Source organism: Pseudomonas putida (assembly GCF_028682475.1).
Classification (GTDB): domain Bacteria; phylum Pseudomonadota; class Gammaproteobacteria; order Pseudomonadales; family Pseudomonadaceae; genus Aquipseudomonas; species Aquipseudomonas putida_AG.
Window position 1 is genome coordinate 160642 of sequence record NZ_JANHLE010000006.1, and the last position, 25536, is coordinate 186177.

19 protein-coding genes are annotated in these 25536 nt (G+C 61.8%); 10 read left to right on the forward strand and 9 right to left on the reverse strand.

The features are described 5' to 3' along the window. Window positions 1–173: 173 nt before the first annotated feature. The 6 genes from ydcS to NPS47_RS07720 all read left to right on the forward strand — a co-directional run bounded on the left by ydcS (window position 174) and on the right by NPS47_RS07720 (window position 7498). Window positions 174–1325: a putative ABC transporter substrate-binding protein YdcS gene (gene ydcS, locus NPS47_RS07695; RefSeq protein WP_274294389.1), complete on the forward strand. Its 1152-nt coding sequence runs from the start codon at window positions 174–176 to the stop codon at window positions 1323–1325. Between the two features lie 100 nt (window positions 1326–1425). Next, on the forward strand, window positions 1426–2466 hold the full coding sequence (locus tag NPS47_RS07700; RefSeq protein WP_274294390.1) for an ABC transporter ATP-binding protein: 1041 nt from the start codon (window positions 1426–1428) through the stop codon (window positions 2464–2466). Between the two features lies 1 nt (window position 2467). Next, a complete protein-coding gene (locus NPS47_RS07705; RefSeq protein ID WP_274294391.1) occupies window positions 2468–3382 on the forward strand; it encodes an ABC transporter permease in 915 nt (304 codons plus the stop codon). Then, on the forward strand, window positions 3372–4178 hold the full coding sequence (locus tag NPS47_RS07710) for an ABC transporter permease (protein ID WP_274294392.1): 807 nt from the start codon (window positions 3372–3374) through the stop codon (window positions 4176–4178). The genes NPS47_RS07705 and NPS47_RS07710 overlap by 11 nt, the downstream gene beginning before the upstream one ends. A gap of 19 nt (window positions 4179–4197) precedes the next feature. Further along, window positions 4198–5622 (forward strand): gamma-aminobutyraldehyde dehydrogenase, encoded by a 1425-nt coding sequence (locus tag NPS47_RS07715; protein WP_274294393.1) that lies wholly within the window; start codon window positions 4198–4200, stop codon window positions 5620–5622. 13 nt (window positions 5623–5635) lie between these two features. After that, entirely contained in the window at window positions 5636–7498 is a 1863-nt protein-coding gene (locus NPS47_RS07720; RefSeq protein WP_274294394.1) for an NAD(P)-binding protein, read from the forward strand. A gap of 72 nt (window positions 7499–7570) precedes the next feature. Here NPS47_RS07720 and NPS47_RS07725 read toward each other — a convergent pair whose 3' ends face one another. From NPS47_RS07725 to NPS47_RS07735, 3 genes are all read right to left on the reverse strand, one after another. Continuing rightward, the gene (locus NPS47_RS07725) at window positions 7571–8677 is read right to left on the reverse strand and encodes an NADH:flavin oxidoreductase/NADH oxidase (protein ID WP_274294395.1); all 1107 of its coding nucleotides are present in this window, start codon (window positions 8675–8677) and stop codon (window positions 7571–7573) included. A 117-nt stretch (window positions 8678–8794) separates the two neighbouring features. Further along, window positions 8795–10504: a single-stranded-DNA-specific exonuclease RecJ gene (gene recJ / locus NPS47_RS07730; RefSeq protein ID WP_274294396.1), complete on the reverse strand. Its 1710-nt coding sequence runs from the start codon at window positions 10502–10504 to the stop codon at window positions 8795–8797. A 4-nt stretch (window positions 10505–10508) separates the two neighbouring features. Continuing rightward, window positions 10509–11051 carry a YaeQ family protein gene (locus tag NPS47_RS07735; protein WP_274294397.1) on the reverse strand — a complete coding sequence of 181 codons (543 nt, stop codon included), beginning with the start codon at window positions 11049–11051 and terminating at the stop codon, window positions 10509–10511. A gap of 130 nt (window positions 11052–11181) precedes the next feature. Here NPS47_RS07735 and NPS47_RS07740 point away from each other — a divergent pair, with 130 nt between their 5' ends. From NPS47_RS07740 to NPS47_RS07750, 3 genes are read left to right on the forward strand one after another with little or no spacing between them, the layout of a single operon-like run. Continuing rightward, window positions 11182–12381 (forward strand): CaiB/BaiF CoA transferase family protein, encoded by a 1200-nt coding sequence (locus NPS47_RS07740; protein WP_274294398.1) that lies wholly within the window; start codon window positions 11182–11184, stop codon window positions 12379–12381. A gap of 47 nt (window positions 12382–12428) precedes the next feature. Next, complete coding sequence (locus tag NPS47_RS07745; RefSeq protein ID WP_274294399.1) at window positions 12429–13316, forward strand: TIGR02285 family protein; 888 nt, start codon at window positions 12429–12431, stop codon at window positions 13314–13316. 43 nt (window positions 13317–13359) lie between these two features. Next, window positions 13360–14022, forward strand: a complete 663-nt coding sequence (locus NPS47_RS07750; protein WP_274294400.1) for a response regulator transcription factor — start codon at window positions 13360–13362, stop codon at window positions 14020–14022. Between the two features lie 8 nt (window positions 14023–14030). Here the strand turns inward: NPS47_RS07750 and NPS47_RS07755 are convergent, their stop codons facing one another. From NPS47_RS07755 to xerD, 6 genes are all read right to left on the reverse strand, one after another. After that, on the reverse strand, window positions 14031–15251 hold the full coding sequence (locus NPS47_RS07755; protein WP_274294401.1) for an EAL domain-containing response regulator: 1221 nt from the start codon (window positions 15249–15251) through the stop codon (window positions 14031–14033). An 85-nt stretch (window positions 15252–15336) separates the two neighbouring features. Continuing rightward, window positions 15337–18939 (reverse strand): ATP-binding protein, encoded by a 3603-nt coding sequence (locus NPS47_RS07760; protein ID WP_274294402.1) that lies wholly within the window; start codon window positions 18937–18939, stop codon window positions 15337–15339. An 88-nt stretch (window positions 18940–19027) separates the two neighbouring features. Beyond that, on the reverse strand, window positions 19028–20437 hold the full coding sequence (gene thrC / locus NPS47_RS07765) for a threonine synthase (protein WP_157193841.1): 1410 nt from the start codon (window positions 20435–20437) through the stop codon (window positions 19028–19030). Window positions 20438–20464: 27 nt separating this feature from the next. Then, window positions 20465–21769, reverse strand: a complete 1305-nt coding sequence (locus NPS47_RS07770) for a homoserine dehydrogenase (protein WP_274294403.1) — start codon at window positions 21767–21769, stop codon at window positions 20465–20467. A gap of 80 nt (window positions 21770–21849) precedes the next feature. Further along, window positions 21850–22584 carry a bifunctional protein-disulfide isomerase/oxidoreductase DsbC gene (dsbC, locus tag NPS47_RS07775; protein ID WP_274294404.1) on the reverse strand — a complete coding sequence of 245 codons (735 nt, stop codon included), beginning with the start codon at window positions 22582–22584 and terminating at the stop codon, window positions 21850–21852. A gap of 145 nt (window positions 22585–22729) precedes the next feature. Beyond that, on the reverse strand, window positions 22730–23626 hold the full coding sequence (gene xerD, locus NPS47_RS07780) for a site-specific tyrosine recombinase XerD (RefSeq protein WP_274294405.1): 897 nt from the start codon (window positions 23624–23626) through the stop codon (window positions 22730–22732). A 76-nt stretch (window positions 23627–23702) separates the two neighbouring features. Between xerD and NPS47_RS07785 the strand changes: the two genes are divergently transcribed. Then, window positions 23703–25505 carry a cation:proton antiporter gene (locus tag NPS47_RS07785; RefSeq protein ID WP_274294406.1) on the forward strand — a complete coding sequence of 601 codons (1803 nt, stop codon included), beginning with the start codon at window positions 23703–23705 and terminating at the stop codon, window positions 25503–25505. Window positions 25506–25536: the final 31 nt, after the last annotated feature.

The following is a 25536-nucleotide window of genomic DNA, read 5'->3' on the forward strand; positions in this document are numbered from 1 at the left end:
CGCAAGCTGAAGCCAGGCTGAATGCATTTGCTTCCAGATGTTGCCCAACAGATACAAAAACGACATGGCTGAACGAGCAACTGGAATAGACCCGGATATCAGCACTACGCTTAATACGATATGCCAGCGCTTTCATGACTGCCCCGATCATAATTTGAACAAGAGGGAACACCATGCTCGTGAACAAGATCGCCCTGCTCAGCACCCTGAGCACCGCCCTGCTGGCCAGCGCCAGCCTGCAGGCCGCTGAACCGCTGAAAGCTGTAGGCGCCGGTGAAGGCCAGCTGGATATTGTCGCCTGGCCCGGTTACATCGAACGCGGTGAAAGTGACAAGGCCTACGACTGGGTCAGCGGTTTCGAGAAGGAAACCGGTTGCAAGGTCAGCGTCAAGACCGCCGCCACTTCCGACGAGATGGTCAGTTTGATGACCAAGGGCGGTTACGACCTGGTCACCGCCTCGGGTGACGCCTCGCTGCGCCTGGTTGCCGGCAAGCGCGTGCAACCGATCAATACGGCGCTGATCCCGAACTGGAAGAACCTCGATCCCCGGCTCAAGGACGGCGCCTGGTATGTGGTCAACAATCAGGTATACGGCACCCCCTACCAGTGGGGCCCTAACGTACTGCTGTACAACACCAATGTGTTCAAGGAAGCACCCACCAGCTGGGGCGTGGTGTTCGAACCGCAGAACCTGCCGGACGGCAAGCCGAACAAAGGGCGGGTACAGGCTTACGACGGGCCGATCTACATTGCCGATGCGGCGTTGTACCTGAAGTCGGCCAAGCCTGAACTGGGTATCAATAATCCTTACGAACTCAACGAAACCCAATACAAGGCGGTGCTCGACCTGCTGCGCCAGCAACAGCCGCTGATCCATCGCTACTGGCATGATGCAACCGTGCAGATGAGCGACGTGAAAAACGAGGGCGTAGTCGCTTCCAGTTCCTGGGGCTATATGGTCAACACCCTGAAGGCCGACAAGCAGCCCGTGTCGTCGACCATTCCCAAGGAAGGCGCCACCGGCTGGGCCGATACCACCATGCTGCATGCCGAGGCCAAGCACCCCAACTGCGCCTATAAATGGATGGACTGGTCGCTGCAACCCAAGGTCCAGGGCGACGTGGCCGCCTGGTTCGGCTCGCTGCCGGCGGTACCGGCAGCCTGTACCGGCAGTGAGTTGCTCGGTGCCGAAGGCTGCAAGACCAATGGTTTCGACAACTTCGACAAGATCGCCTTCTGGAAAACCCCGCAAGCCGAGGGTGGCAAGTTCGTGCCTTATAGCCGCTGGACCCAGGACTACATCGCGATCATGGGTGGGCGTTAGCGCACTTATCGCGGGGCAAGCCCGCTCCCACCGGCCCGGTGAAATACCGGTGGGAGCGGGCTTGCCCCGCGATCCAGTCTAGAGAGCGGGAGCACCCCATATGACCCTTGCAGTCCAGTTCACCGATGTTTCCCGCAGCTTTGGCGAGGTCAAGGCCGTCGACCGGGTGTCCATCGACATCCACGACGGCGAATTCTTCTCCATGCTCGGCCCCTCGGGCTCAGGCAAGACCACCTGCCTGCGCCTGATTGCCGGCTTCGAACAACCCAGCGCCGGTTCCATCCGTATCCACGGCGCCGAAGCGGCCGGATTACCGCCCTACCAGCGCGACGTCAACACGGTCTTCCAGGACTACGCCCTGTTTCCGCACATGAACGTACTCGATAACGTCGCTTATGGCCTGAAAGTCAAAGGTGTGGGCAAACAGGAACGCCTGACCCGCGCCGAAGAAGCCCTGAGCATGGTCGCCCTCGGCGGTTACGGACAGCGCAAGCCGGCGCAGCTGTCCGGCGGCCAGCGCCAGCGCGTGGCCCTGGCGCGGGCGCTGGTCAACCGCCCGCGTGTGCTGCTGCTCGACGAACCTCTGGGCGCGCTGGATCTGAAGCTGCGCGAACAGATGCAGGGCGAGCTGAAAAAACTGCAGCGCCAGCTGGGCATCACCTTCATTTTCGTCACCCATGACCAGACCGAAGCGCTGTCGATGTCCGATCGGGTCGCAGTGTTCAACCGCGGCCGCATCGAGCAGGTCGATACGCCGCGCACGCTTTATATGAAACCGGCGACCACCTTTGTTGCCGAATTCGTCGGTACCTCCAACGTGCTGCGTGGTGAACTGGCGGCGCAGCTGAACGGCAGCCAGTTGCCCTTCTCGATTCGCCCGGAACACATTCGCCTGGGCGAGCAACCCGCCGCCAGCGATGAAGTGCAGATCAGCGGCCTGCTCCACGATATCCAGTACCAGGGCAGCGCCACCCGCTACGAGCTCAAACTCGACAATGGCCAACTGCTCTGCGTCAGCCAGGCCAACAACCAATGGCAACCGCACACCACGCCCTGGCAGACCGGCCAACGCCTGCAGGCCCGCTGGGCACGGGAAGCGATGACCTCACTGCAGGAAACCGTACTGAACGAGGGCCAGTAACATGAACCCGGCCCTGCGACGTTTCTCCAACCTGCTCTACCGGCGCCCCAACCTCTACCTGGCGCTATTGCTGGTGCCGCCGCTGATCTGGTTCGGCGCCATCTACCTCGGCTCGTTGCTGAGCCTGCTCTGGCAGGGCTTCTACACCTTCGACGATTTCACCATGGCGGTCACCCCGGAATTGACCCTGGCCAATTTCGCCGCCCTGTTCAATCCGTCGAACTTCGACATCATCCTGCGCACCCTGGGCATGGCCATTGCCGTGTCGATCGCCAGCGCCACCCTGGCGTTTCCGATTGCCTACTACATGGCCCGCTACACCAGCGGCAAGACCAAGGCGTTCTTCTACATCGCGGTAATGATGCCGATGTGGGCCAGCTATATCGTCAAGGCCTATGCCTGGACCCTGCTGCTGGCCAAAGGCGGCGTGGCCCAGTGGTTCGTCCAGCAGCTCAGTCTGGAACCTGTGCTGCAGTTCATTCTCGGTGTTCCCGGTGTCGGCGGCAGCACCCTGTCGACCTCGCACCTGGGGCGCTTTCTGGTGTTTGTCTACATCTGGCTGCCGTTCATGATCCTGCCTATCCAGGCCGCACTGGAGCGCTTGCCGCCCTCACTGCTGCAAGCCTCGGCGGACCTCGGTGCCAAACCCCGGCAGACCTTCATGCAGGTCATCCTGCCGCTGTCGGTGCCGGGCATCGCCGCTGGCTCGATCTTCACCTTCTCGCTGACCCTGGGCGATTTCATCGTGCCGCAGTTGGTCGGCCCGCCTGGCTACTTCATCGGCAGCATGGTCTACGCCCAGCAAGGCGCGATCGGCAACATGCCGATGGCCGCAGCCTTCACCCTGGTGCCGATCGTGCTGATCGCCATCTACCTGTCCATGGTCAAACGCCTGGGGGCTTTCGATGCACTCTGAACAAGCGTCCTGGGGCCTGCGCCTGGCGGCCTGGGGTGGGTTGGTGTTCCTGCACTTCCCGATCCTGATCATCTTTATGTATGCCTTCAACACCCAGGATGCGGCGTTCAGCTTCCCGCCGCAGGGCTTTACCCTGAAGTGGTTCAGCGTGGCCTTTGCCCGGCCCGATGTGCTCGAATCAATCAAGCTGTCGCTGCAGGTCGCCTGCCTGGCCACGCTGATAGCCCTGGTGCTGGGCACCCTGGCATCGGCGGCGTTGTACCGGCGCAGTTTCTTCGGCAAGGAAAGCATCTCGCTGATGCTGATTCTGCCGATAGCGCTACCCGGGATCATTACCGGCATCGCCCTGCTCTCGGCGTTCAAGACCCTGGGCATCGAGCCGGGCATATTCACCATCGTCGTTGGCCACGCGACGTTCTGCGTGGTGATCGTCTACAACAACGTCATCGCCCGCCTGCGCCGTACTTCCCATAGTCTCATCGAGGCCTCGATGGACCTCGGCGCCGACGGCTGGCAGACCTTCCGTTACATCATCCTGCCCAACCTCGGTTCAGCCCTGTTGGCGGGCGGCATGCTGGCGTTTGCCCTGTCGTTCGATGAAATCATCGTCACCACCTTTACCGCCGGTCACGAACGCACCCTGCCGATCTGGTTGCTCAACCAGCTCAGCCGGCCACGGGACGTGCCGGTAACCAACGTAGTCGCCATGCTGGTGATGCTGGTGACCATGCTGCCGATCCTCGGCGCCTACTACCTGACCCGCGGCGGCGAAAGCGTTGCCGGCAGCGGCAAATAACATTAGGAGGACTTCAATCATGCAAACCCGACTGCTGATCAATGGCCAACTGGTTGCTGGCGAAGGCAATGCCCTGGCGGTACTCAACCCGGCACTGGGCAGCGTGCTGGTGGAGATCAACGAGGCCAGCGAGGCTCAGGTCGATGCCGCCGTACGTGCCGCCGACAATGCCTTCGAAAGCTGGTCGCAGACCACCCCCAAGGAACGTTCGCTGCTGTTGCTGAAACTGGCGGACAGCATCGAGGCCCATGGCGAGGAACTGGCCCGGCTGGAATCGGACAACTGCGGCAAACCCTACTCTGCCGCCCTCAACGACGAGATCCCCGCGATTGCCGACGTCTTCCGTTTCTTCGCTGGCGCCACCCGCTGCCTGAGCGGTTCAGCCGCCGGGGAATACCTGCCAGGGCACACCTCGATGATTCGCCGCGACCCGCTCGGCGTGGTCGCCTCGATCGCGCCGTGGAACTACCCGCTGATGATGGTCGCCTGGAAGATCGCCCCGGCCCTGGCGGCGGGCAATACCGTAGTGCTCAAGCCGTCGGAACAGACACCGCTCACTGCCTTGCGCCTGGCGCAACTGGCCGCTGATGTATTTCCTGCCGGCGTGCTGAATATCCTCTTTGGCCGTGGCCCGAGTGTCGGCACGCCGCTGGTCACCCACCCGAAAGTACGCATGGTGTCGCTGACCGGCTCCATCCCCACCGGCGCCAACATCATCGCCAGCACCGCCGAAAGTGTGAAGCGCATGCACATGGAGCTGGGCGGCAAGGCGCCGGTGATCATTTTCGACGATGCCGATATCGATGCCGCTGTCGAGGGTATCCGCACCTTCGGTTTCTACAACGCCGGCCAGGACTGTACCGCCGCCTGCCGCATCTATGCCCAGAGCGGCATCTACGAGCAGTTCGTGGAAAAGCTCGGCAAGGCCGTGGCCAGTATCAAGCATGGCCTGCAGAACGACCCGGCCACCGAGCTGGGCCCGCTGATCACCGCGCAGCACCGTGACCGGGTGGCGGCCATGGTCGAACGGGCCATTGCCCAGCCGCATATTCGCCTGGTCACCGGCGGCAAGGCGGTGGCCGGTGATGGCTTCTTCTTTGAACCCACGGTGCTGGCCGATGCGCAACAGGATGACGAAATCGTCCGCCGCGAAGTGTTCGGGCCGGTGGTTTCAGTAACTCGCTTCGACGATGAGGCGCAGGCCCTGGCTTGGGCCAACGACTCGGAATACGGCCTGGCCTCCTCGCTGTGGACCGCCGATGTCGGCCGCGCCCACCGCGTCTCGGCACGCCTGCAGTACGGCTGTACCTGGGTCAACACGCACTTTATGCTGGTCAGCGAAATGCCCCACGGCGGCCAGAAACTCTCTGGCTATGGCAAGGATATGTCCCTGTTCGGGCTGGAAGACTACACCTGCATCCGGCATGTGATGTTCAAACACTAAGGTAAGGAAACCTATGGAAATTACCCGACGCGACTTTATCAATGGCGTCGCCATCGGCATTGCAGCGGGCCTGACCCCGCTGCAACTGCTGCAGGCGGCCGAAAGCGGGCGCTACTACCCGCCAGCATTGACCGGCCTGCGTGGCAGCCATGTCGGCGCCTTTGAAGTCGCGCACCAGATGGGCTGGGAGAAAAAAAGCTTCGCCACCGACGCCTTGCCGGTCAGCGAGGAGTACGACCTGGTGGTGGTCGGTGGTGGCATCAGCGGGCTGTCGGCGGCGTTTTTCTATCGGGAGAAACACCCAGAGGCAAAAATCCTCATCCTCGAAAACCACGACGACTTCGGCGGTCATGCCAAGCGCAACGAGTTCAGCGCCGGTGGCCGGATGATTATCGGCTACGGCGGCAGCGAAGCCTTCCAGTCGCCTAACCATCTGTACAGCGCCGAGGTCAACGGCCTGCTGAAAAAGCTCGGCGTTGATATCAAGCGTTTTGAAACGGCCTTCGATCGCAGTTTCTACCCAGACCTGGGGCTGTCACGCGGCGTATTCTTCGACAAAGAGACCTTTGGCGAAGACAAACTGGTGAGCGGCGATCCGACACCGATGGTCGCTGACGATATCGCCCCAAAGCAGCTCAATGCCCGCTCGTTCCACGATTTCATCAACGATTTCCCCCTGCCCGAAAGCGACCGCAAGGCCTTGATCAACCTGCACGAAGCGCCCAGGGATTACCTGGCGGGCAAGTCACTGGAGGACAAGACTGCCTACCTGGAGCGCACCAGCTACCGCGATTTTCTACTTAAGGACGTCGGTCTGTCGCCTACGGCCGTGAAATACTTCCAGGGTCGCACCAACGATTTCATGGCCTTGAGCATCGATACCGTGGCCGCCGCTGATGCTTACTATGTCGGCTTCCCCGGTTTCAGCGCGATGAACCTGGAGCCGATCGGCGAAGAAGCCCAGGCGGAAATGGAAGAGCCTTACATCTACCACTTCCCCGATGGCAACGCCTCGCTGGCACGCTTGCTGGTGCGCAGCCTGATTCCGGCGGTGGCGCCCGGCCAGGACATGGACGACATTGTCCTGGCCAGCTTCGACTACAGCCAGCTCGACCGCACCGGGCAGCCGGTACGTCTGCGCCTGAACAGCACTGCAGTCAGCGTGCGCAATACCGCTGGCGCCGTGAATATCGGCTACAGCCGCGGCGGGCAACTGGCTCAGGTACGCGGCAAGCACTGTGTCCTGGCGTGCTACAACATGATGATCCCGTACCTGCTGCGCGACCTGTCGGCCGAGCAGGCGCATGCCTTGAGCCAGAATGTGAAGTTTCCGTTGGTGTACACCAAGGTCATCGTGCGCAACTGGCAGGCTTTCCAGAAGCTTGGCGTGCATGAAATCTACGCCGCCACGCAACCTTACAGCCGGATCAAACTGGACTACCCGGTAAGCATGGGTGGTTATGAGCATCCCCGCGATCCGACACAGCCTATCGGCCTGCACATGGTCTACGTACCGACCAGCCCTGATAGCGGCATGAACAGCCGCGACCAGGCCCGCGCCGGGCGCGGGCGACTGTATGGCACGCCATTTGAAATGCTGGAAAGCCAGTTGCGCGAACAATTGCAGCGCATGCTGGGTCCTGGTGGCTTCGATCACGAGCGCGACATTCTGGCGATCACCGTCAACCGCTGGCCGCATGGTTATGCCTGTTTTACCAATACCCTGTACGACGATCCTGAGCAGACCGAACAGTGGATGGAACTGGCACGCAAGCCTGTGGGCAAGGTCAGTATTGCTAACTCGGATGCGGCCTGGAGTGCATATGCCCATGCGGCAATTGATGAGGCCTGGCGGGCTGTAGGGGAACTGGCTTAGCTACGCATCGCGGGGCAAGCCCGCTCCCACCGGTCCGCTGAAATCCCGGTGGGAGCGGGCTTGCCCCGCGATTCAATCACGCAGATCAGACTCGTGAATCGGTTGTTCACGACTGGTCGCCCGCTGGTATTGGGCCGGCCAGGTCGCCTTGTTGCCGCCCAGATCATCATCGGCGTGCAACGGCCAGTACGGATCGCGCAGCAGCTCCCGCGCCAGGAAAATGATATCGGCCTGCGCCGTGCGCAAGATGGTTTCAGCCTGCATCGGGTCAGTGATCATCCCGACCGTCCCCGTGGCAATCCCCGACTCTTCGCGCACCTTGGCGGCAAACTGCGTCTGGTACCCCGGCCCGGTAGGAATCTCGGCGTTCACCGAAGTACCGCCGGAAGACACATCGATCAGGTCCACCCCCAGCTTGCGCAAGCGCTTGGCCAACTCCACGGTTTCATCCGGGTTCCAGCCATCTTCGACCCAATCGGTGGCCGATAGCCGCACGAACACCGGCAACTCCTCTGGCCAGACTTCCCGCACCGCTTCAGTCACCTGCAAGGTCAGGCGAATGCGGTTTTCAAAATTGCTGCCGTAGTCGTCCCGACGCTGGTTGCTCAACGGTGACAGAAACTGATGCAGCAGATAGCCATGCGCCGCATGCACTTCAACCACTTTGAAACCCGCCGTCAATGCACGCTGCGCGGCGTCGACGAAGGCCTGAATCACCTCGTCGATCTGCGCTTTGCTCATCTCGACAGGCACGGTGTGCTGCGGATCGAAGGCGATTTTTGACGGACCGATCGGTACCCAGCCACCGTCTGCCGGCTTGACGCTGCCCTGCTTGCCCAACCAGGGCCGATAGGTGCTGGCCTTGCGTCCGGCATGCGCCAGTTGAATGCCGGGAACCGCGCCCTGAGCGGTAATAAAGCGGGTAATACGCTGCAGCGGCGGGATCTGCGCGTCATCCCACAGACCGAGGTCCTGGGCGGTGATCCGTCCGTCGGCAGTAACCGCCGTGGCCTCGGTGAAGATCAGCCCGGCACCGCCCACCGCGCGGCTGCCCAGATGGACCAGGTGCCAGTCATTGGCCAGGCCATCGACACTGGAATACTGGCACATGGGTGAAACGGCGATGCGGTTGGGCAGCGTCAGGTGGCGCAGGGTATAGGGTGCAAGCAGCAAGCTCATGGGGCACCTCTCAAATCAAGTGGTAAGGCTCCAGTTGGTTGACCGGCCGACCACAGAATCTTCCCCGCAGGTTCTTCAACCAATCATTCTGAGCCTAGACCACTTTGCCCCTTGAGTTCAGCGCGGCTCGATATGCGCGATCATCAACTGCACGCTTTCCTGGCCACGGAACTCGTTGACGTCGAGCTTGTACGCCAGTTCGACCCAACGCACCGTCGGGTTGGGCCAGATTTCGCGATCGACACCAAAGGCGATGCCATCGAGCTTGACCGAACCGCACTCGCTCTTGAGCACCACTTTCAGGTGCCGCTCGCCCACTACCCGTTGCTCGACCAACTGAAACACTCCATGGAACAGCGGTTCGGGGAAGTGCTGGCCCCACGGCCCGGCGTGACGCAAGGCGCGCGCCAGTTCCAGGTGAAACTCTTCGACCGCCAGACTGCCATCGGACAGCAGGCGACCGGTCAAGTCGTCTTCGCACAACTGCCTGCGCACTTCTTCATCGAAGGCCTGGGCAAACGCCGGGAAGTTATCGGCCGGCAAGGACAGCCCGGCCGCCATGGCATGGCCACCGAACTTGCTGATCAGCTGCGGATGCTGTGCTGCCACCGCGTCCAGGGCATCGCGGATATGAAAGCCTGGCACCGAACGGGCCGAGCCCTTGAGCATGCCTTCGCCGGCATCGGCAAAGGCGATGGTCGGCCGGTGGTAACGCTCCTTGAGCCGCGAGGCGAGGATACCGATCACGCCCTGGTGCCAGTCCGGCTCGAACAGGCACAGACCGAACGGCATCGATTCCAGAGGCAGGTCCTTGAGCTGGGCCAGTGCTTCACGCTGCATGCCCTGTTCGATCGACTTGCGATCCTGGTTCAGCTCATCCAGTTGCCCAGCCATTTCCCGCGCCAGGTTCGGGTCGTCACTGAGCAGGCACTCGATGCCCAGGCTCATGTCGTCCAGACGACCGGCGGCGTTCAGGCGTGGGCCGAGGATGAAGCCGAGGTCCGTGGAGGTGATACGCACATGATCACGCCGCGCCACCTCAAGGATGGCCTTGAGCCCGGGCCGCGCCCGCCCTGCCCTGATCCGCTCGAGGCCTTGATGCACCAGGATGCGGTTATTGGCATCTAGTGGCACCACGTCAGCAACGCTGCCCAGGGCGACCAGATCGAGCAGTTCGCCGATATTCGGTTGGGGTGCGTTGTCGTAGTGTCCGAGGCTGCGCAAGCGTGCGCGCAAGGCCATCAGCACATAGAAGATCACCCCGACCCCGGCCAGCGCCTTGCTCGGGAACTCGCAGCCAGGCTGGTTGGGGTTGACGATGGCATCGGCTGCCGGCAGTTCATGGCCTGGCAAGTGGTGATCGGTGACCAGCACTTTCAAACCGGCCGCCTTGGCCGCCGCTACGCCTTCGACGCTGGAGATACCGTTGTCCACGGTAATCAGCAGTTGCGGCTGACGCTCCAGGGCGACCTGGACGATCTCCGGGGTCAGGCCGTAACCATATTCGAAGCGATTGGGCACCAGGTAATCGACATGGGCGGCACCCAGCAAACGTAGCCCCAACACCCCTACCGTGCTGGCAGTCGCACCATCGGCATCGAAGTCGCCGACGATCAGGATGCGCTGGCGCTGAGCCAGGGCCTCGACCAGCAGGTCTACCGCCGCGTCGATACCTTTGAGCTGCTGGTAAGGCAACAGGCGTGCCAGGCTTTTGTCCAGTTCCGCGGCGCTGTGCACGCCGCGAGCGGCGTACAGCCGGGTCAGCAGTGGCGGCAGGTCGCCAAGGAACGGCAAGGTGTCCGGCAGGGGACGTGGTTCGATACGCATACAGTCAGCCGCGCTCGCCCAGCAGCCACTGCAGCTGGACTTCATGCTGACCACGGTCATCAGTGACGAAGATCGTGCCTTCGCTGATCATCACGTCCCACTTGATTGCACGCGGCATGTCGGTGGCCAGGGTTTCCAGCACCTCTTGCGGTACAGCAGCGATGTTCAGGTTCTTGAGGTTCTTGACCGCCGGAATAACCTTGTTCTCCCATACGCGCAGGCTGCCATAGGCCAGCAGGCTGGTGCGCTCGGTGCGGCGTGAACACCAGGTCAGGCGTTCGGCATCCGGTTGCCCCACTTCAATCCAGTGCAGGATACGGTCGTCCAGGCTTTTTTCCCACAGCGCGGCTTCGTCCACATCCGACAGACCCCGACCGAAGCTCAGTTGCTCGTTGTACCACAGGGCGTAGGCCAGCAGCCGTACGGCCATGCGCTCCTCGGTTTCCGACGGGTGACGAGCAATAGTCTGCTTGACGCTTTCGTACACGCCGCGGTCGAGGTCGGTGAGGTTCAGTTCAAACTTGTAGGTGGTGGAAGGCTGGGCCATGGACGGGCTTCTTGCGGCAAGGAAAGTCGCCCAGTCTAACCGATCCGTATGTTCCTTGCGCCGCGGCAGTATCTGGGCGCGCTCAGCTATGATAAAAACGGGGGCTCAGACCAGCTGCCACGGACGCCTCATGCCTACGCCCAGCAAACCCCTCGCCGGCCTCAAAGTCATCGAACTCGGCACCTTGATCGCCGGCCCGTTTGCCTCGCGCATCTGCGCCGAATTCGGTGCCCAGGTGATCAAGGTCGAATCGCCCGATGGCGGCGACCCGCTGCGCAAATGGCGCAAGCTGTACGAGGGCACTTCGCTGTGGTGGTTCGTCCAGGCCCGCAACAAACAGTCGCTGACCCTCAACCTCAAGCATGCCGAAGGCATCGAGATCCTGAAAAAGCTGCTGGCCGATGCCGACATTCTGATCGAGAACTTCCGTCCAGGTGTGCTGGAAAAACTCGGCCTGGGCTGGGACACCTTGCACAGCCTGAACCCGAAGCTGGTCATGGTGCGCCTGTCCGGATTCGGCCAGACCGGGCCGATGAAAGATCAGCCGGGCTTTGGCGCGGTCGGGGAATCGATGGGCGGCCTGCGCTACATCACCGGTTTCGAGGACCGCCCACCGGTACGCACCGGCATTTCCATCGGCGACTCGATTGCCGCGCTCTGGGGGGTGATCGGCGCCTTGATGGCTTTGCGTCATCGCGAGGTCAATGGCGGTGCGGGCCAAGTAGTGGATGTTGCCTTGTACGAGGCGATTTTCGCGATGATGGAAAGCATGGTGCCCGAGTTCGACGTATTCGGTTTTATCCGTGAGCGTACCGGCAACATCATGCCCGGCATCACCCCTTCGTCGATTCACACCAGCGCCGACGGCAAGCATGTGCAGATCGGTGCCAACGGCGATGCGATCTTCAAGCGCTTCATGCAGGCCATCGGTCGCCAGGACCTGGCCGATGATCCAGCGCTTGCCAGTAACGATGGCCGCGATCTGCGCCGCGACGAGCTGTATGCGGTCATCGACCGCTGGGCCCGTAGCGTGCCGCTGGATGCGCTGATGCAGGTGCTCAACGATGCCCAGGTCCCGGCCAGCCGTATCTTCAGCGCTGAAGACATGTTCAGCGATCCACAGTTTCTGGCCCGCGAAATGTTCCTCCAGGCCAAACTCCCCGACGGCAAGCCGTTCAAGATGCCCGGGATCGTGCCGAAGTTATCGGAAACGCCCGGTTCCAGCGAATGGGTCGGCCCTGAACTGGGCGCGCATACCGAACAACTGCTGGGTGAGCTGGGCTACGACGCAGCGGCCATTGCCCGCCTGCGCACGCAGGGCGCGGTGTGAAGCATCGCCTCTGACCCTGTTACCGGCCCGACGGTGGAGACTCGTACATGACCAAACGCAGGCGCCCGCGCTGCCGCACGCTGCTGGCCTTGATGCTGTGCACCCTGTTGGGTGCGAGCATGCCCGGAGTTGTCTCGGCCAAGGAGCGATTGCTTTGGGTGCTGCGCGACCTGCCACCGTTGACCGTCTTCGAAGGAACCGGCAAAGGCCAGGGTGTCGTCGATCAGTTGCTGCCCATGCTGATCGAGAAAATGCCTGAATACGACCACAGCGTCATGCGGGTCAACCGCGCACGTGGCAATCAGATGTTGCAAGAGGGCCGCCTGACGTGCGATCCCACCCTGCTGTGGACGCCCGAACGTGCCCGCTATGTGCACTTCTCACAACCGAGCCTGGGCATACTCAGCAGCGGTCTGGTGGTTCGCCAACAAGACCAGGCGTTACTGACGCCTTACCTGAGAAACCAGGAAATCGACCTGCGTACATTGCTCACCAGCACATCGCTGAAACTGGGCGTCGTTGCCGAACGCAGCTACAGCCCGCCGGTCGATGCCTTGCTCAAGACCCTGTCGGACGAGACGCTCAGCCGTCACTATGGCAATGATGCTGTCAGCAACCTGCTGCAGATGCAAAAACGCCAGCGTTTGCAGCTGCTGCTCGGCTACTGGCCGGAGGCCCGCTACCTGATCCAGCAGCAAGGATGGACAACGGACGACTACCGGTTCTACCCAATCCAGGGCGTGGCACGCTACCAGTTCATCCACGTCGGCTGTGCCGACACACCACTGGGACGCGAGGCCATCGGCCATATCGATCAACTGCTCAAATCCTTGCGCCGCGATACCCTGCCACACCTGTATTCGCAGTGGCTGGATCCGCACTTGCGTGAACTCTATCTGCAGGACAGCCGACAGTTTTTTCTTGACCGACCTTGAACAGGCGATTAGAACCCCTGACGCTGGACAACCGGAGCCTGTTTTGAGTACTTCCCCCTTGCCGCCATTGCGCATCGTCCTGGCTGACGATCATCCGATCTTTCGTATCGGCTTGCAGGCCGTCCTCGAGCAGATACCGGGCGTGGCGGTAGTTGCACAAGCCGGTAGCCCGAATGAACTGCTGACTCATCTGCAAGGACTGGAATGTGATGTGCTGGTGACTGATTTCATGATGCCGGTCGGGCAGCAGAACGATGGCCTGAAACTGCTGGAGCAGATTCGCCGGCACTTCCCGCAACTGCCGATCCTGGTCGTGACCATGCTCAACAACGCCGGACTGTTCCGGGCAATGCTCGCCCTCGGTATAAACGGCTTGCTGAGCAAAGGCAGCCTGGCTGATGAGCTACCCCAGGCAATCAGTCGCCTGTCACAAGGCAAACCCTACCTGGCAGCCTCGGTTGAGCACCTGTTGCTACAGGACGGCGCGGTACGCGAAGACCAGATTGGTGTACAGGACCCCCTCTCCCCCAAGGAACTTGAGGTTACCCGCCTGCTCGCCGTCGGCCACACGGTGAGCCAGATCGCAACGTTGCTCAACCGCAGCAAAAAGACGGTCAGCACCCAGAAAACCAGTGCCATGCGCAAACTGGGAGTGGCCAATGATGCCGCGCTCTATCTCTACCTGCAGGAACACGGCCTGACCTGAGTGATGGGTCAGGCATAAGCCCGTTGCGTGCAGCCTGCACTGTTGCGCGCGCCGATCCAGTCGATCAGTTCGGCCCCCGGCATTGGCCGGGCGATGAAATAGCCCTGCATGACCGGATGCCCGAGATCCTTGATTGCCAGCAGATCGTCAGCTGTCTCCACCCCTTCGACCACCACGTTCAGGCTCATGCGTTGTGCCATCATCATGGCTCCCGCCACCACGGCAGCTTTGCGGCCATCATGGGCCATGCCGCGGACAAACTCGCTGGGTAGTTTCAACTCGCTGAACGGCAGTTCCAGCAAGCGCTGCACGTTGGAAACCCCCATGCCGAAATCGTCGATGGACAACTGGCATCCGAGAATGCGCAAATGCAGCAGGCCTTGGAGTTGCTGGTTGTTCAGGGTATTGCCAGCGGTCTCGACAATTTCCAGGGTCAAGGCGCTGGCCGCAACAGCATGGCGCTCCAGTGCCGCTTTGACCTGATCGTGGAAGTCATCGCGCTGGAGTAGATACGGGGCGATGTTCACCGCTACTGGCAACACTTTTCCTGTGCGCGACTGGAACTGCGCACTGAATGCCAGGGCCTGGTCAAGCACGCGCCAACTCAGCACATCAAACAGGTCGGCGCCTTCGATGAGCGGAAAAAACTGCGCCGGCGACAGAATTCCCAGATCGGGATGCTGCCAGCGCACCAGCGCTTCAACCCCCACCAGCTTGCCGTCAAAACAGACCTTGGGTTGATAGTGCGCCACCCACTGGTCCTGGCTGGCGGCCAGCTCTGCCGCTGTCAGACTGAGCAATTGAGGATACTGCGGCGGCCCGGCAGCCGGCAGTTCAGCAGGGTCTTGTTCCAGGTAACGGCGCAGCAACTGATGCAGGACCAGGCTGGTGGCTGGTTTCTCGATACAGCCCAGCACGTTCAGCCCCAGGTTCCGGGCCAGCGCACCCACGCTGTCGATCACACAGGGCTCGGCCCCGCTGAGGATCACCAAGGCTGCCGCCAATTGATGCTCGGCCAGGTGACGAATCAATGCCAGTCCGTCCGCACCGTCCATCTGTAAGTCACAAATGGCAATATCGACCCGGCCGCGTCGCGACAGGGTCTGACAGGCCGCCTCAACAGAATCGGCGGTCAGTACATCAAACACGCCATTGGCGTTGAGCATTTGATGCAATGCCATCAGTTGAAAGGGATGGTCCTCGAGAATCAGAACCTTGAGTGAGTGCATGAGCATTACCCCGCAGTTGCAGTCATGTGCGACAGCACGGGCGCTACTCTAGGCAAATACGTCCCTGCAACCTATCGGACAAGTCCTAAAGATCCTGCGGAAATGTCTCCAACTCCCTGTCGATGTCCACCTGGAGATGCACCATCACCTGCTCCAGAGCGGCCCAGACGGCCTCAAGCGCATTGGGTAGCGGTTCACGACATACCCGCGCCAATGCCGCACACGCCTGTGCCAATGGCAAGGCATCGATCAGACAGGCAACGCCTTCAAGGCGGTGCAAGGACGCGCGGACAGCCTCCAGCGCCTGCTTCGCTACCGCGTCCCTGAGCAAGACCTGCTCCTCGCCGAGGTTCTTGTACAGTTCCTCCAGCATGCGCCGCATTACCTGGGGGTTGGCCTGGGTCATCTGCTGCAGTGCCTGCATCCTGAAGCTGAACAGCGGTGCGTGCGCCTCGATGACTGCAACTAGACGGTCAAGGGAAACCGGTTTGACCAGCAACGCGTCCATCCCCGCCGCCAGGCAACGATCCCGCTCTTCTTTCATGGCATTGGCCGTACAACCAACGATGGCAATTTCCGCGCGCAGGTGCAGGCGCTCCAGGCGACGGATACTGCGGGCCAGGGCGTAGCCACTCATCACCGGCATGTTGCAGTCGGTGATCAGCAAATCAAAGCGCTCGGCCTGCCAGGCGTCCAATGCAGCCTGGGCACTGTCCACTGCCACCACCTGATGCCCGAGAAACGTCAGTTGCTGGCTAAGCACCATGCGACTGGCGGACAAGTCATCAACCACCAGAATGCGCCGGGCCGGGCCGACCTGGCGAAGCGCGGCCACGGTCACTGCTTGATCCGGCACCTGGGTGACCGGTTCCAAGGTGAGTGCCACGCGTATCTCGGTGCCGTGGCCCGGCACACTTTGCAGGTCGATGGTGCCGCCCATCAGCTCTATCAGTTGCCGACAGATACTCAGGCCCAGGCCAGATCCGCCATACTCGGAAGCCGAGCGCGCGCAGGCCTGAGTGAACGGCGTGAACAGCTCCGCCTGTTGTTGTTCGCTGATTCCAATGCCCGTATCGCGCACGCATAGCAGCAAACCGACACCCGATGGCGATTCCTGCCCGGTTCGGCTGACCTCAACGCTGACCTGTCCCAAATGAGTGAACTTGAGCGCGTTGCCCAGCAAGTTGACCAGCACCTGGCGCAGTCGTAATGGATCAAACCAGTAAAGCCCTTGCGCGTCCTCTGCGACCTGCAATCGCAAGTCCAATCCCTGGGCCAGGGCCTGGTTACGGAACTGGCTGACAATGCCTTCGACAAAAGGCATCAGTGCTGTGGCCTCGGGCGCCAGCTGCAGGCTACCGGCCTCGATCCTGGCCAGATCCAGGCTGTCACCGATCAAGGCAATCAACTCATTGGCCGAGCGGTGCGCGGTCTCCAGTCCGGCCGACGGCGCCTTGCCTTGCGCCAGCACGGTTTCCCGCTCCAGCTCCAACAAGCCGATAATCACCGCGATAGGCGTGCGAATCTCGTGGCTCATCGTCGCCAGAAAAGTGCTTTTGGCCTGGTTGGCCTGCTCCGCCTGCTCACGCGCTTCCACCAGATCAGCTTCCAGGCGTTTGCGTTCGGTGATGTCGATCCAGCCACCGAGCAGCCCTTGCAATTGCCCGTCAGCGCGGTAGAACGGCACAGTCCACTGGTACGCATCCGTGCACTGCCCTTCGAACTCGATGCGACGGTCGACGAACAACGGCTTCGGGTCTTGCAAGAGGCTCACATAATCAGCGTGCAGTTGCGTTGCCAGCTCAGGCGGAATCATGGCGATATCCGTCAAGCGCTGCCCTTTGACATCCTCCAGACACAACGAAAACGCCTGCTCGTAGCTTTTGTTGCAGGTGATCAGGCGCCCTTCCAGGTCACGTACATAGATCGGATTGGGGATACCGTCGAGCAATGCGCGCTTGAAGGCCAATTGATCGTTAAGGGCCTCTTCGGCCTTCTCGCGCTTGCGGATCTGCGCACGCAAGCGACTACTCCAGACCAGCGAAACCAGGCCGAACAACACCGCACCGGCCACGGCCCAGTAAACCCAGGGGGCGATGCGTTGCCAGGCCGGTGCCGGCGGTGACTGCGCGCCCAGCCATCTCATCCGTAAAGCACGAAACTCGGCGACCGGAAAGGCCTCCAGGGCCTTGTTCAGAATGCTCTCAAGCTCCGGTGCAGTGCGTCGCACAGAGAACAGATCGGCCGCCCACATGCCTTCGACACTCCGTCCAACCTTGAGAGTTGGATCATTGTTCAGCACGCCATAGGCGCCGACCTCACTGTCGATGGTCGCCAACGCCTCGCCGCTGCGCACCATTTCTCGCGCTCCCTCCAGCGAGTCCACCAACAACAGGCGGATATCAGGATGGGACTGGCGAATACTGGCCTCCAGCACATGCTGGGCAGGTAATGCCAGCGTCTTCCCCCGCAACTCATCCAGAGAGGCCAGGCCCAGCTGGGCCTGGCGAACAATGAACACCCAGCTCTGCCCGCCAAAGGAATGGGTGAAGGAGAGGAACTCCCGACGCTCCGGTGAGTCGCTCAGGGTAGTACTCATGTCAGCCTGGCCGCTTTTGAGCAGCGCCAGACTCTGGGCGATCGATGTAGAGGGGGTGTAAACAAACTGCAACCCGGTCAACTGGGCAATCGTTGCCAGCACATCGCTGTTGAGGCCGACCCAGTCACCCTGGCGGTTGAGAAACAGGTACGGCGGGTATTGGCTGCCGACGACAGTCACCGTCGGATGGCGGGCAATCCACTGGCGCTCCTGCGCGGTCAGGGCAACCCGGTGATGATCCACATCCGAACCGAGCCCGGAAGTCCAGCGGCGCAGAATTTCACGACGTACTGAATCGTCGAGACTGACCAGGGCCCGGTCGAACATTTCCTGCAGTGGCCGGTCCTGGCCGCGCATGGCAAAGGCGAAGCCTATTGGCGGCAGAGCGCTGGGACCGACAACCTGCAATCCCAGATAAGGACGCAGGGTGTTGTAGGCGCGGATGATGATTTCGTTGCCGATGAACGCATCGACCTCGCCCTGATTGAGGGCTTCCAGCGCACTACTGAGGTTGGGTGCCAGGATCACCTGGCTCTCGGGGTAGGCCCGTTGCACTACCTGGGTATCGGCATAGCCGTCGAGCAGTACAATGCTCTTCCCGGCCAGTGATTCGTGCGGGACCGATGCGCCGCCACGCACCACCACCATGGAACGGTCTGGGATGTAGTCCTCGGTAAACACCAGGCCTGGCACACTGCGCTCGAATCCATTGGCGCTGGTGAGCACATCGATCTCGCCCTGATGCAGCGCCTCGATGGCTTCCTCGCGTTTGGCGAACGCCCGAATCTGGGTCCGGACACCCAGGCGGCGAGCAACCAGGCTCAGGTAGTCGGCGCTGATGCCCAGGTAACGGTTACGGTCGATGGTGATATCGACCGGCTCATAATCGGCAAAGGAAATGCCTACCCGTAATACCCGTGAAGGGCCGAGCCATTGTTGCTGCGTCTGACTCAGCGGCATCGGCTCAAGGTCGATGAACGGTGGTACCAGGGTGAAGGGCAACTGCGCGGCCTGCGTCCAGCTACCCGCAAAAAGCCACAACAGGCAGACCAGCATGAACCCCGCTGATCGGTGGTGTCGTTTGCTCATGGGTACTCCATCGGTGCGCCTGGCAGTGGCCAGCCGAGAAACGAAAAGCCCGTCAAAGACGGGCTTTTTTTGTCTACCGGATGATCGGTCAGAGCGGCTTGCCGCGGTTGCCGTGCTGACTGACGAAGGCCTGTACCGCCTTCAGATCATTGGCCAGAACTGTGCATCGTTCTTCGCGTTCGAACAGATCGCTCAGGTGCGCTGGCAGCTCAAGGGCCTTGCCGACACCCGCCTTCTCCACCGCTTCCGGGAACTTGACCGGGTGCGCGGTACCCAACACCACCATCGGCGTGTCCAGGCTGCGGCGGCACTCGCGAGCGGCCTTGACGCCAATCGCGGTGTGCGGATCCAGCACTTCACCGGTCTGGGCGAAGACTTCAGCGATAGTCTCGCAGGTTTGCGCATCATCCACCGCCAGCGAATCGAAGAGCTTGCGCGCTTCGGTCCAGCGATCCTGCTCGACGCTGAAACCACCGCCCTGCTTGAAGTTGTCCATCAAGCCGGCGATGGCCGCGCCGTTGCGACCGTGCAGGTCGAACAACAGGCGCTCGAAGTTGGACGAGACCATGATGTCCATCGACGGCGACAGGGTCGCGTGCAGGGTTTCCTTGACGTACTGGTTGCCGCTCATGAAGCGGTGCAGGATGTCGTTGCGGTTGGTGGCGACGATCAGCTGGCTGATCGGCAGGCCCATGTTGCGCGCCAGGTAACCGGCGAAGATGTCGCCGAAGTTGCCGGTCGGAACCGAGAACGCCACCGAACGCGCCGGGCCACCCAGCTGCAGGGCAGCGTGGAAGTAGTAGACGATCTGGGCCATGATCCGCGCCCAGTTGATCGAGTTGACCGCCACCAGGCGCGTACCCTTGAGGAAACCCTGGTCTGCGAAGCTGGCCTTGACCATTTCCTGGCAGTCGTCGAAGTTGCCTTCGATGGCGATGTTGTGGATGTTCTCGCCGAAGATGGTCGTCATCTGCCGGCGCTGCACTTCCGAAACGCGCTGGTGCGGGTGCAGGATGAAGATGTCGACGTTGTCGCAACGACGGCAGCCTTCGATCGCCGCAGAACCGGTGTCACCGCTGGTGGCGCCGATGATTACCACGCGCTCGCCACGCTTGGCCAGCACATGGTCCAGCAGACGGCCGAGCAGTTGCAGGGCGAAGTCCTTGAACGCCAGGGTCGGGCCGTGGAACAGCTCCAGCACCCATTCGTTGCTGTTCAGCTGACGCAGCGGCGCGACTGCGGCGTGGGCGAACTCGCCGTAGGTTTCTTCGAGAATCTTCTTGAAGTCGGCATCGGCAATGCTGCCGGTGACGAACGGGCGCATCACCCGGAAGGCCAGTTCGTGGTACGGCAGGCCGGCCCAGGAAGCAATCTCTTCCTGGGTGAAACGCGGCAGGTTTTCCGGCACGTACAGGCCGCCATCGCTGGCCAGGCCGGCCAGCAGAACGTCTTCAAAATTCAGGGCCGGTGCCTGGCCGCGGGTACTGATGTAACGCATGACCTAATCCTCTAACGCAAAGACTGCTCAGTTCAGTTGTTCGACGCGGATACGCACCACGCTGCCGACCACATCCTGCAAGGCTTCCAGGGCGGTGATGGCGTCGTTCATGCGTTGTTCGAGCACACGGTGGGTGAGCAGGATCATTGGCACCAGGCCGTCCTGTTCCTCGACTTCCTTCTGCATGATCGATTCGATATTGATGCCGCGCTCCGAGAGGATGCTTGCCACCTGGGCCAGCACGCCCGGGTGATCCTTGGCCTGGATACGCAGGTAGTAGGCCGATTCGCAGGCTTCGATCGGCAGGATCGGATGCGCCGACAGCGAATCGGGCTGGAAGGCCAGGTGCGGTACGCGGTTTTCCGGATCGGAAGTCATCGCCCGGACCACGTCGACCAGGTCGGCGACCACTGACGACGCGGTAGGCTCCATGCCGGCGCCAGCGCCGTAGAACAAGGTGGAACCTGCAGCATCACCGTTGACCATGACCGCGTTCATCACGCCGTTGACGTTGGCAATCAGGCGGTCGGACGGGATCAGCGTCGGGTGCACGCGCAGCTCGATGCCGTTGGCGGTGCTGCGTGCCACGCCAAGGTGCTTGATGCGGTAGCCGAGGGCTTCGGCGTAGTTCACATCGGCGGTGGTCAGCTGGGTGATGCCTTCGGTGTAGGCCTTGTCGAACTGCAGCGGAATACCAAAGGCGATGGAGGCCAGGATGGTCAGCTTGTGCGCCGCATCGATGCCTTCGACGTCGAAGGTCGGATCGGCTTCGGCATAGCCCAGCGCCTGGGCTTCGGCCAGCACGTCCGGGAACGCCCGGCCTTTCTCGCGCATTTCGGTAAGGATGAAGTTACCGGTACCGTTGATGATCCCGGCGACCCAGTTGATGCGGTTGGCCGACAACCCTTCGCGGATCGCCTTGATCACCGGAATACCGCCTGCCACGGCCGCTTCGAAGGCGACAATCACGCCCTTCTCGCGCGCCTTGGCGAAAATCTCGTTGCCGTGCACAGCGATCAGCGCCTTGTTGGCGGTGACCACGTGCTTACCATTATCGATGGCCTTGAGCACCAGCTCACGGGCCACGGTGTAGCCGCCGATCAGTTCGATGACAATGTCGATTTCCGGGTTCGTTGCGACCTCGAATACATCAGCGGTAATGGGGGTACCGGTAATCTGGCAATTCGGGTTTGGCGAACGCATGGCAATCTGTGCCACTTCGATACCACGCCCGGCGCGGCGGGCGATTTCCTCGGCGTTACGCTGAAGTACATTGAAGGTACCGCCACCGACGGTCCCCAACCCACAGATGCCTACTTTGACCGGTTTCACTGTGAACTCCCCATTGAACGAACGACATGAAGCCGTCCGTGATAACAGCCGTCTCCCCATGGTGACGGCTCGCTTGTTAATTATTTACCGCCGGCCAACGCCAGCTTGGCAACCTGCGGTGCCGGTTGATAACCCGGGATCAGCTGACCGTCCTCGAGGACGATGGCCGGGGTACCGTTGACACCAATCGACTGGCCCAGCTGGAATTGCTTGCTGACCGGGTTGGCACACTTGGCAGCCTTGATTTCTTTGCCGTCGATCATCTTGTCCAGCGCGGCCTTGCGGTCGCTGGAGCACCAGACAGCTTGCAGTTGTTCGTCGCCCGGGGAGCCGAGGCCCTGGCGCGGGAAGGCAACGTAGCGCACTTCGATACCGCGGCGGTTTAACTCAGGAACTTCGGCGTGCAGCTTGTGGCAGTACGGGCAGGTCGTGTCGGTAAACACAGTGATGTGCGATTTGGTTTCGCCCTTGGCAGGATAAACCACCATCTCCGCGGCTGGAATAGCATTGATGCTCTTGGCGATGGCCTGACGCTCGGTTTTTTCCGTCAGGTTGACCGGCTTGCCGTCCTGGATCTGGTACAGATAACCCTGCACAACGAATTGACCATCGGCGCTGGCGTACAGAACGCGACCGCCCGCGAGCTTGACTTCATACAGACCGTTCAACGGACTTGTGGCAACGCTCTCGACCGGCACACCGATTTCCAGCGACTGCAGGGTCTTGCGGATCGCCTGCTCGGCGTTGTCGGCGGCAGCGGCAAAAGTGCTGACCAGCGCCAGGGCGGCGGTGGCGATAATCTGGGTCACGCGCATGGGAACTCCTGAAGGCGGGCAAAGGGCCAGGCAAGCAACGCACGTCCTGAAAGGGCGGCGGCCGTACGGCCCTCGATGCAAACCGCCCAAGCCTACCACATCATGCCCGCCCAGACCGCCCCCAGGCGATACCAGCGCTGGGTGCTCAGCCGCGTGGGTGATGCTTTGCGTGCAACTCCTGCAAACGGGCCCGGGCGACATGGGTGTAGATCTGCGTGGTCGACAGGTCGCTGTGCCCCAACAGCATCTGCACCACCCGCAGGTCGGCACCGTGATTGAGCAAGTGCGTCGCGAAGGCATGGCGCAGGGTGTGTGGCGACAGGCTTTTGCTGATACCGGCGACCTGGGCCTGATGCTTGATCCGGTGCCAGAAAGTCTGCCGGGTCATCTGCTCGCCGCGCAGGCTGGGAAACAGCACGTCACTGGGACGTCCGCCAAGCAACTCGTTGCGTCCGTCGCGCAGGTAGCGCTCGATCCATACCACCGCCTCTTCGCCCATGGGCACCAGGCGCTCCTTGCTGCCTTTACCCATGACGCGCAACACCCCCTGGCGCAGGTTGACCTGATCCAGGGTCAGGCTGACCAGCTCGGTCACACGCAAACCGCAGGCATAAAGAACCTCGAGCATGGCCCGGTCGCGCTGACCGATCGGCTCGCCCAGGTCCGGCGCCTGCAGCAGCGCCTCAACATCTTCTTCCGACAGGGATTTGGGCAGCGGCCGTCCCAGCTGAGGCATATCGACCTGCAAGGTCGGGTCGACGCCGATCAGCTTTTCGCGCAACAAGTAGCGATAAAAGCCACGCACCCCAGAGAGAAAGCGCGCAGTCGATCGCGGCTTGTAGCCCTGATCCAGGCGCCAGGCCAGGTGATCGAGAATCAGCTCGCGCCCGGCATCGGGCAACGCCACGCCGTGCTCCTGAAGCCAGCCGTTGAATAGCGCCAGATCACTGCGGTAGGACTCGCGGGTATTGTCGGCCAGGCCTTTTTCCAGCCACAGGGCATCGAGGAACTGGTCAATCAGGGGATGCTCTAGTGCGGGCATGACAACTCGAAGGCAAAAGACAAAAACGAAAAATTGCCGCTAGTCTTCCACAACACGGACGGCATAGGGAATTGGAATGAGCGAGCAAGAGATATTGCTGACCTTCGGCGGCATTGGAGCCGCCGCACTTGCCTGCCAGTGGCTGGCCTGGCGCCTGAAACTGCCGGCCATCCTCTTTCTCCTGCTCAGCGGCATTCTCGCCGGACCGATGCTCGGCTGGCTTGACCCGCAAGCGATGTTCGGCCCACTGCTGATGCCGCTGGTGTCGCTGGCGGTGGCGCTGATTCTGTTCGAGGGCAGCCTGACCCTGCACCTGTCGCAATGGCGCGAGATCGGTACGGTGGTCCAGCGTATGGTCACCGTCGGCGCGCTGTCGACCTGGCTGATCATCACCCTGGCGACCCATTGGCTGCTCGGCTTCGACTGGATGCTGGCAACCTTGTTCGGCACCCTGACCCTGGTCACCGGGCCTACGGTAATCGTGCCGATGCTACGTGTGGTGCGGCCAAAATCGGCGATCGCCAACATCCTGCGCTGGGAAGGCATTGTCATCGACCCGATTGGCGCCCTGCTGGCGGTAGTGGTGTACAGCTTCATCATTGCCAGCGCGGCGGGCAATGGCCTGAGCCAGAGCCTGCTGACCTTTGCCGGGGTGATCCTCTGCGGCAGTGCCTTCGGCGCCGCTGGCGGCTGGATACTGGGGCAGGTCATGCGCGAGCAATGGTTGCCCGAGTACCTGCACAACCTGGCGTCGCTGGCTGCGGTGCTGGGCATTTTCATTGCCGCCAACCAGGTCATGCACGAGTCCGGTTTGCTGGCGGTGACCATCATGGGCATGTGGCTGGCCAACATGAAAGGCGTGGATGTCCGGCAGATCCTGCACTTCAAGGAGAACCTCAGCGTGCTGCTGATTTCCGGGCTGTTCATCCTCCTCGCCGCCCGCCTGGACCTGCATGCCCTGATCGGCCTTGGCCCTGCGGTGCTGGCACTGTTGCTGGTGATCCAGCTGATCGCCCGGCCGCTGAACGTCGCCCTGTCGACCTGGGGCTCGTCGTTGAACTGGCGGGAACGGGCCTTGCTGAGCTGGATTGCGCCGCGCGGGATTGTCGCGGCAGCGGTGTCGGCGATCTTCGCCATTCGCCTGCATGAGGCTGGTCACCAAGGCGCCCTGCTGCTGGTGCCGCTGACCTTTGCGGTAATCATCGGCACCGTGGTACTGCAAAGCGCTACGGCGCGACCGCTGGCCCGTCTGCTCAAGGTTGCCGAGCCGGCCCCCAGCGGCTTTCTGATCGTCGGTGCCAATCCACCGGCCCGGGCCATCGCCAAGGCATTGCAGCAACTCGACTGCCGGGTACTGCTGACCGATTCGAGCTGGGAAAACATCCGTACCGCGCGTATGGAAGGGCTGCCGACCTACTTTGGCAACCCGGCCTCCCAGCATGCCGACGCCCACCTGGACCTGGTTGGCCTGGGCCACTTGCTCGGGCTTTCACCTTCAGGGGAGCTGAACACGCTGGCTTGCGCACGCTTTCGTCACGACTTTGGCCACGCGCGACTGTTCGTGCTGGCCAGCGGCCTGGAGGCGCGGCGCAGTGACAAGCATCGCGCCAGTGACGAACATCGGGGGCATGTCCTGGGCACTCAGGCCCTGACTTACGTGCAACTGGCCAACCAGCTGCATCAGGGCGCCGAGCTGTACAGCACCCACCTGACCGAGACCTTTGGCTGGGAGGAATATCAAGCCCTGCATGGCGAGCGGGCGACCTTGCTGTTTGCCCGGGACGGCAGCGGTTGGGTGCATGTGTTCGGGCCGGACAGCGTCTTGAAACCAGGTGCGGGATGGACGGTGGTGGCGCTGATTCAGCCGGAGCAGAGCTGATCGCGGGGCAAGCCCGCTCCTACCGGCATCA

Coding starts and splice junctions, on each gene's coding strand:
- ydcS (WP_274294389.1), top strand. CDS start 174: ATGCTCGTGAACAAGATCGCCCTGCTCAGCACCCTGAGCACCGCCCTG.
- NPS47_RS07700 (WP_274294390.1), top strand. CDS start 1,426: ATGACCCTTGCAGTCCAGTTCACCGATGTTTCCCGCAGCTTTGGCGAG.
- NPS47_RS07705 (WP_274294391.1), top strand. CDS start 2,468: ATGAACCCGGCCCTGCGACGTTTCTCCAACCTGCTCTACCGGCGCCCC.
- NPS47_RS07710 (WP_274294392.1), top strand. CDS start 3,372: ATGCACTCTGAACAAGCGTCCTGGGGCCTGCGCCTGGCGGCCTGGGGT.
- NPS47_RS07715 (WP_274294393.1), top strand. CDS start 4,198: ATGCAAACCCGACTGCTGATCAATGGCCAACTGGTTGCTGGCGAAGGC.
- NPS47_RS07720 (WP_274294394.1), top strand. CDS start 5,636: ATGGAAATTACCCGACGCGACTTTATCAATGGCGTCGCCATCGGCATT.
- NPS47_RS07725 (WP_274294395.1), bottom strand. CDS start 8,677: ATGAGCTTGCTGCTTGCACCCTATACCCTGCGCCACCTGACGCTGCCC.
- recJ (WP_274294396.1), bottom strand. CDS start 10,504: ATGCGTATCGAACCACGTCCCCTGCCGGACACCTTGCCGTTCCTTGGC.
- NPS47_RS07735 (WP_274294397.1), bottom strand. CDS start 11,051: ATGGCCCAGCCTTCCACCACCTACAAGTTTGAACTGAACCTCACCGAC.
- NPS47_RS07740 (WP_274294398.1), top strand. CDS start 11,182: ATGCCTACGCCCAGCAAACCCCTCGCCGGCCTCAAAGTCATCGAACTC.
- NPS47_RS07745 (WP_274294399.1), top strand. CDS start 12,429: ATGACCAAACGCAGGCGCCCGCGCTGCCGCACGCTGCTGGCCTTGATG.
- NPS47_RS07755 (WP_274294401.1), bottom strand. CDS start 15,251: ATGCACTCACTCAAGGTTCTGATTCTCGAGGACCATCCCTTTCAACTG.
- NPS47_RS07760 (WP_274294402.1), bottom strand. CDS start 18,939: ATGAGCAAACGACACCACCGATCAGCGGGGTTCATGCTGGTCTGCCTG.
- thrC (WP_157193841.1), bottom strand. CDS start 20,437: ATGCGTTACATCAGTACCCGCGGCCAGGCACCGGCCCTGAATTTTGAA.
- dsbC (WP_274294404.1), bottom strand. CDS start 22,584: ATGCGCGTGACCCAGATTATCGCCACCGCCGCCCTGGCGCTGGTCAGC.
- xerD (WP_274294405.1), bottom strand. CDS start 23,626: ATGCCCGCACTAGAGCATCCCCTGATTGACCAGTTCCTCGATGCCCTG.
- NPS47_RS07785 (WP_274294406.1), top strand. CDS start 23,703: ATGAGCGAGCAAGAGATATTGCTGACCTTCGGCGGCATTGGAGCCGCC.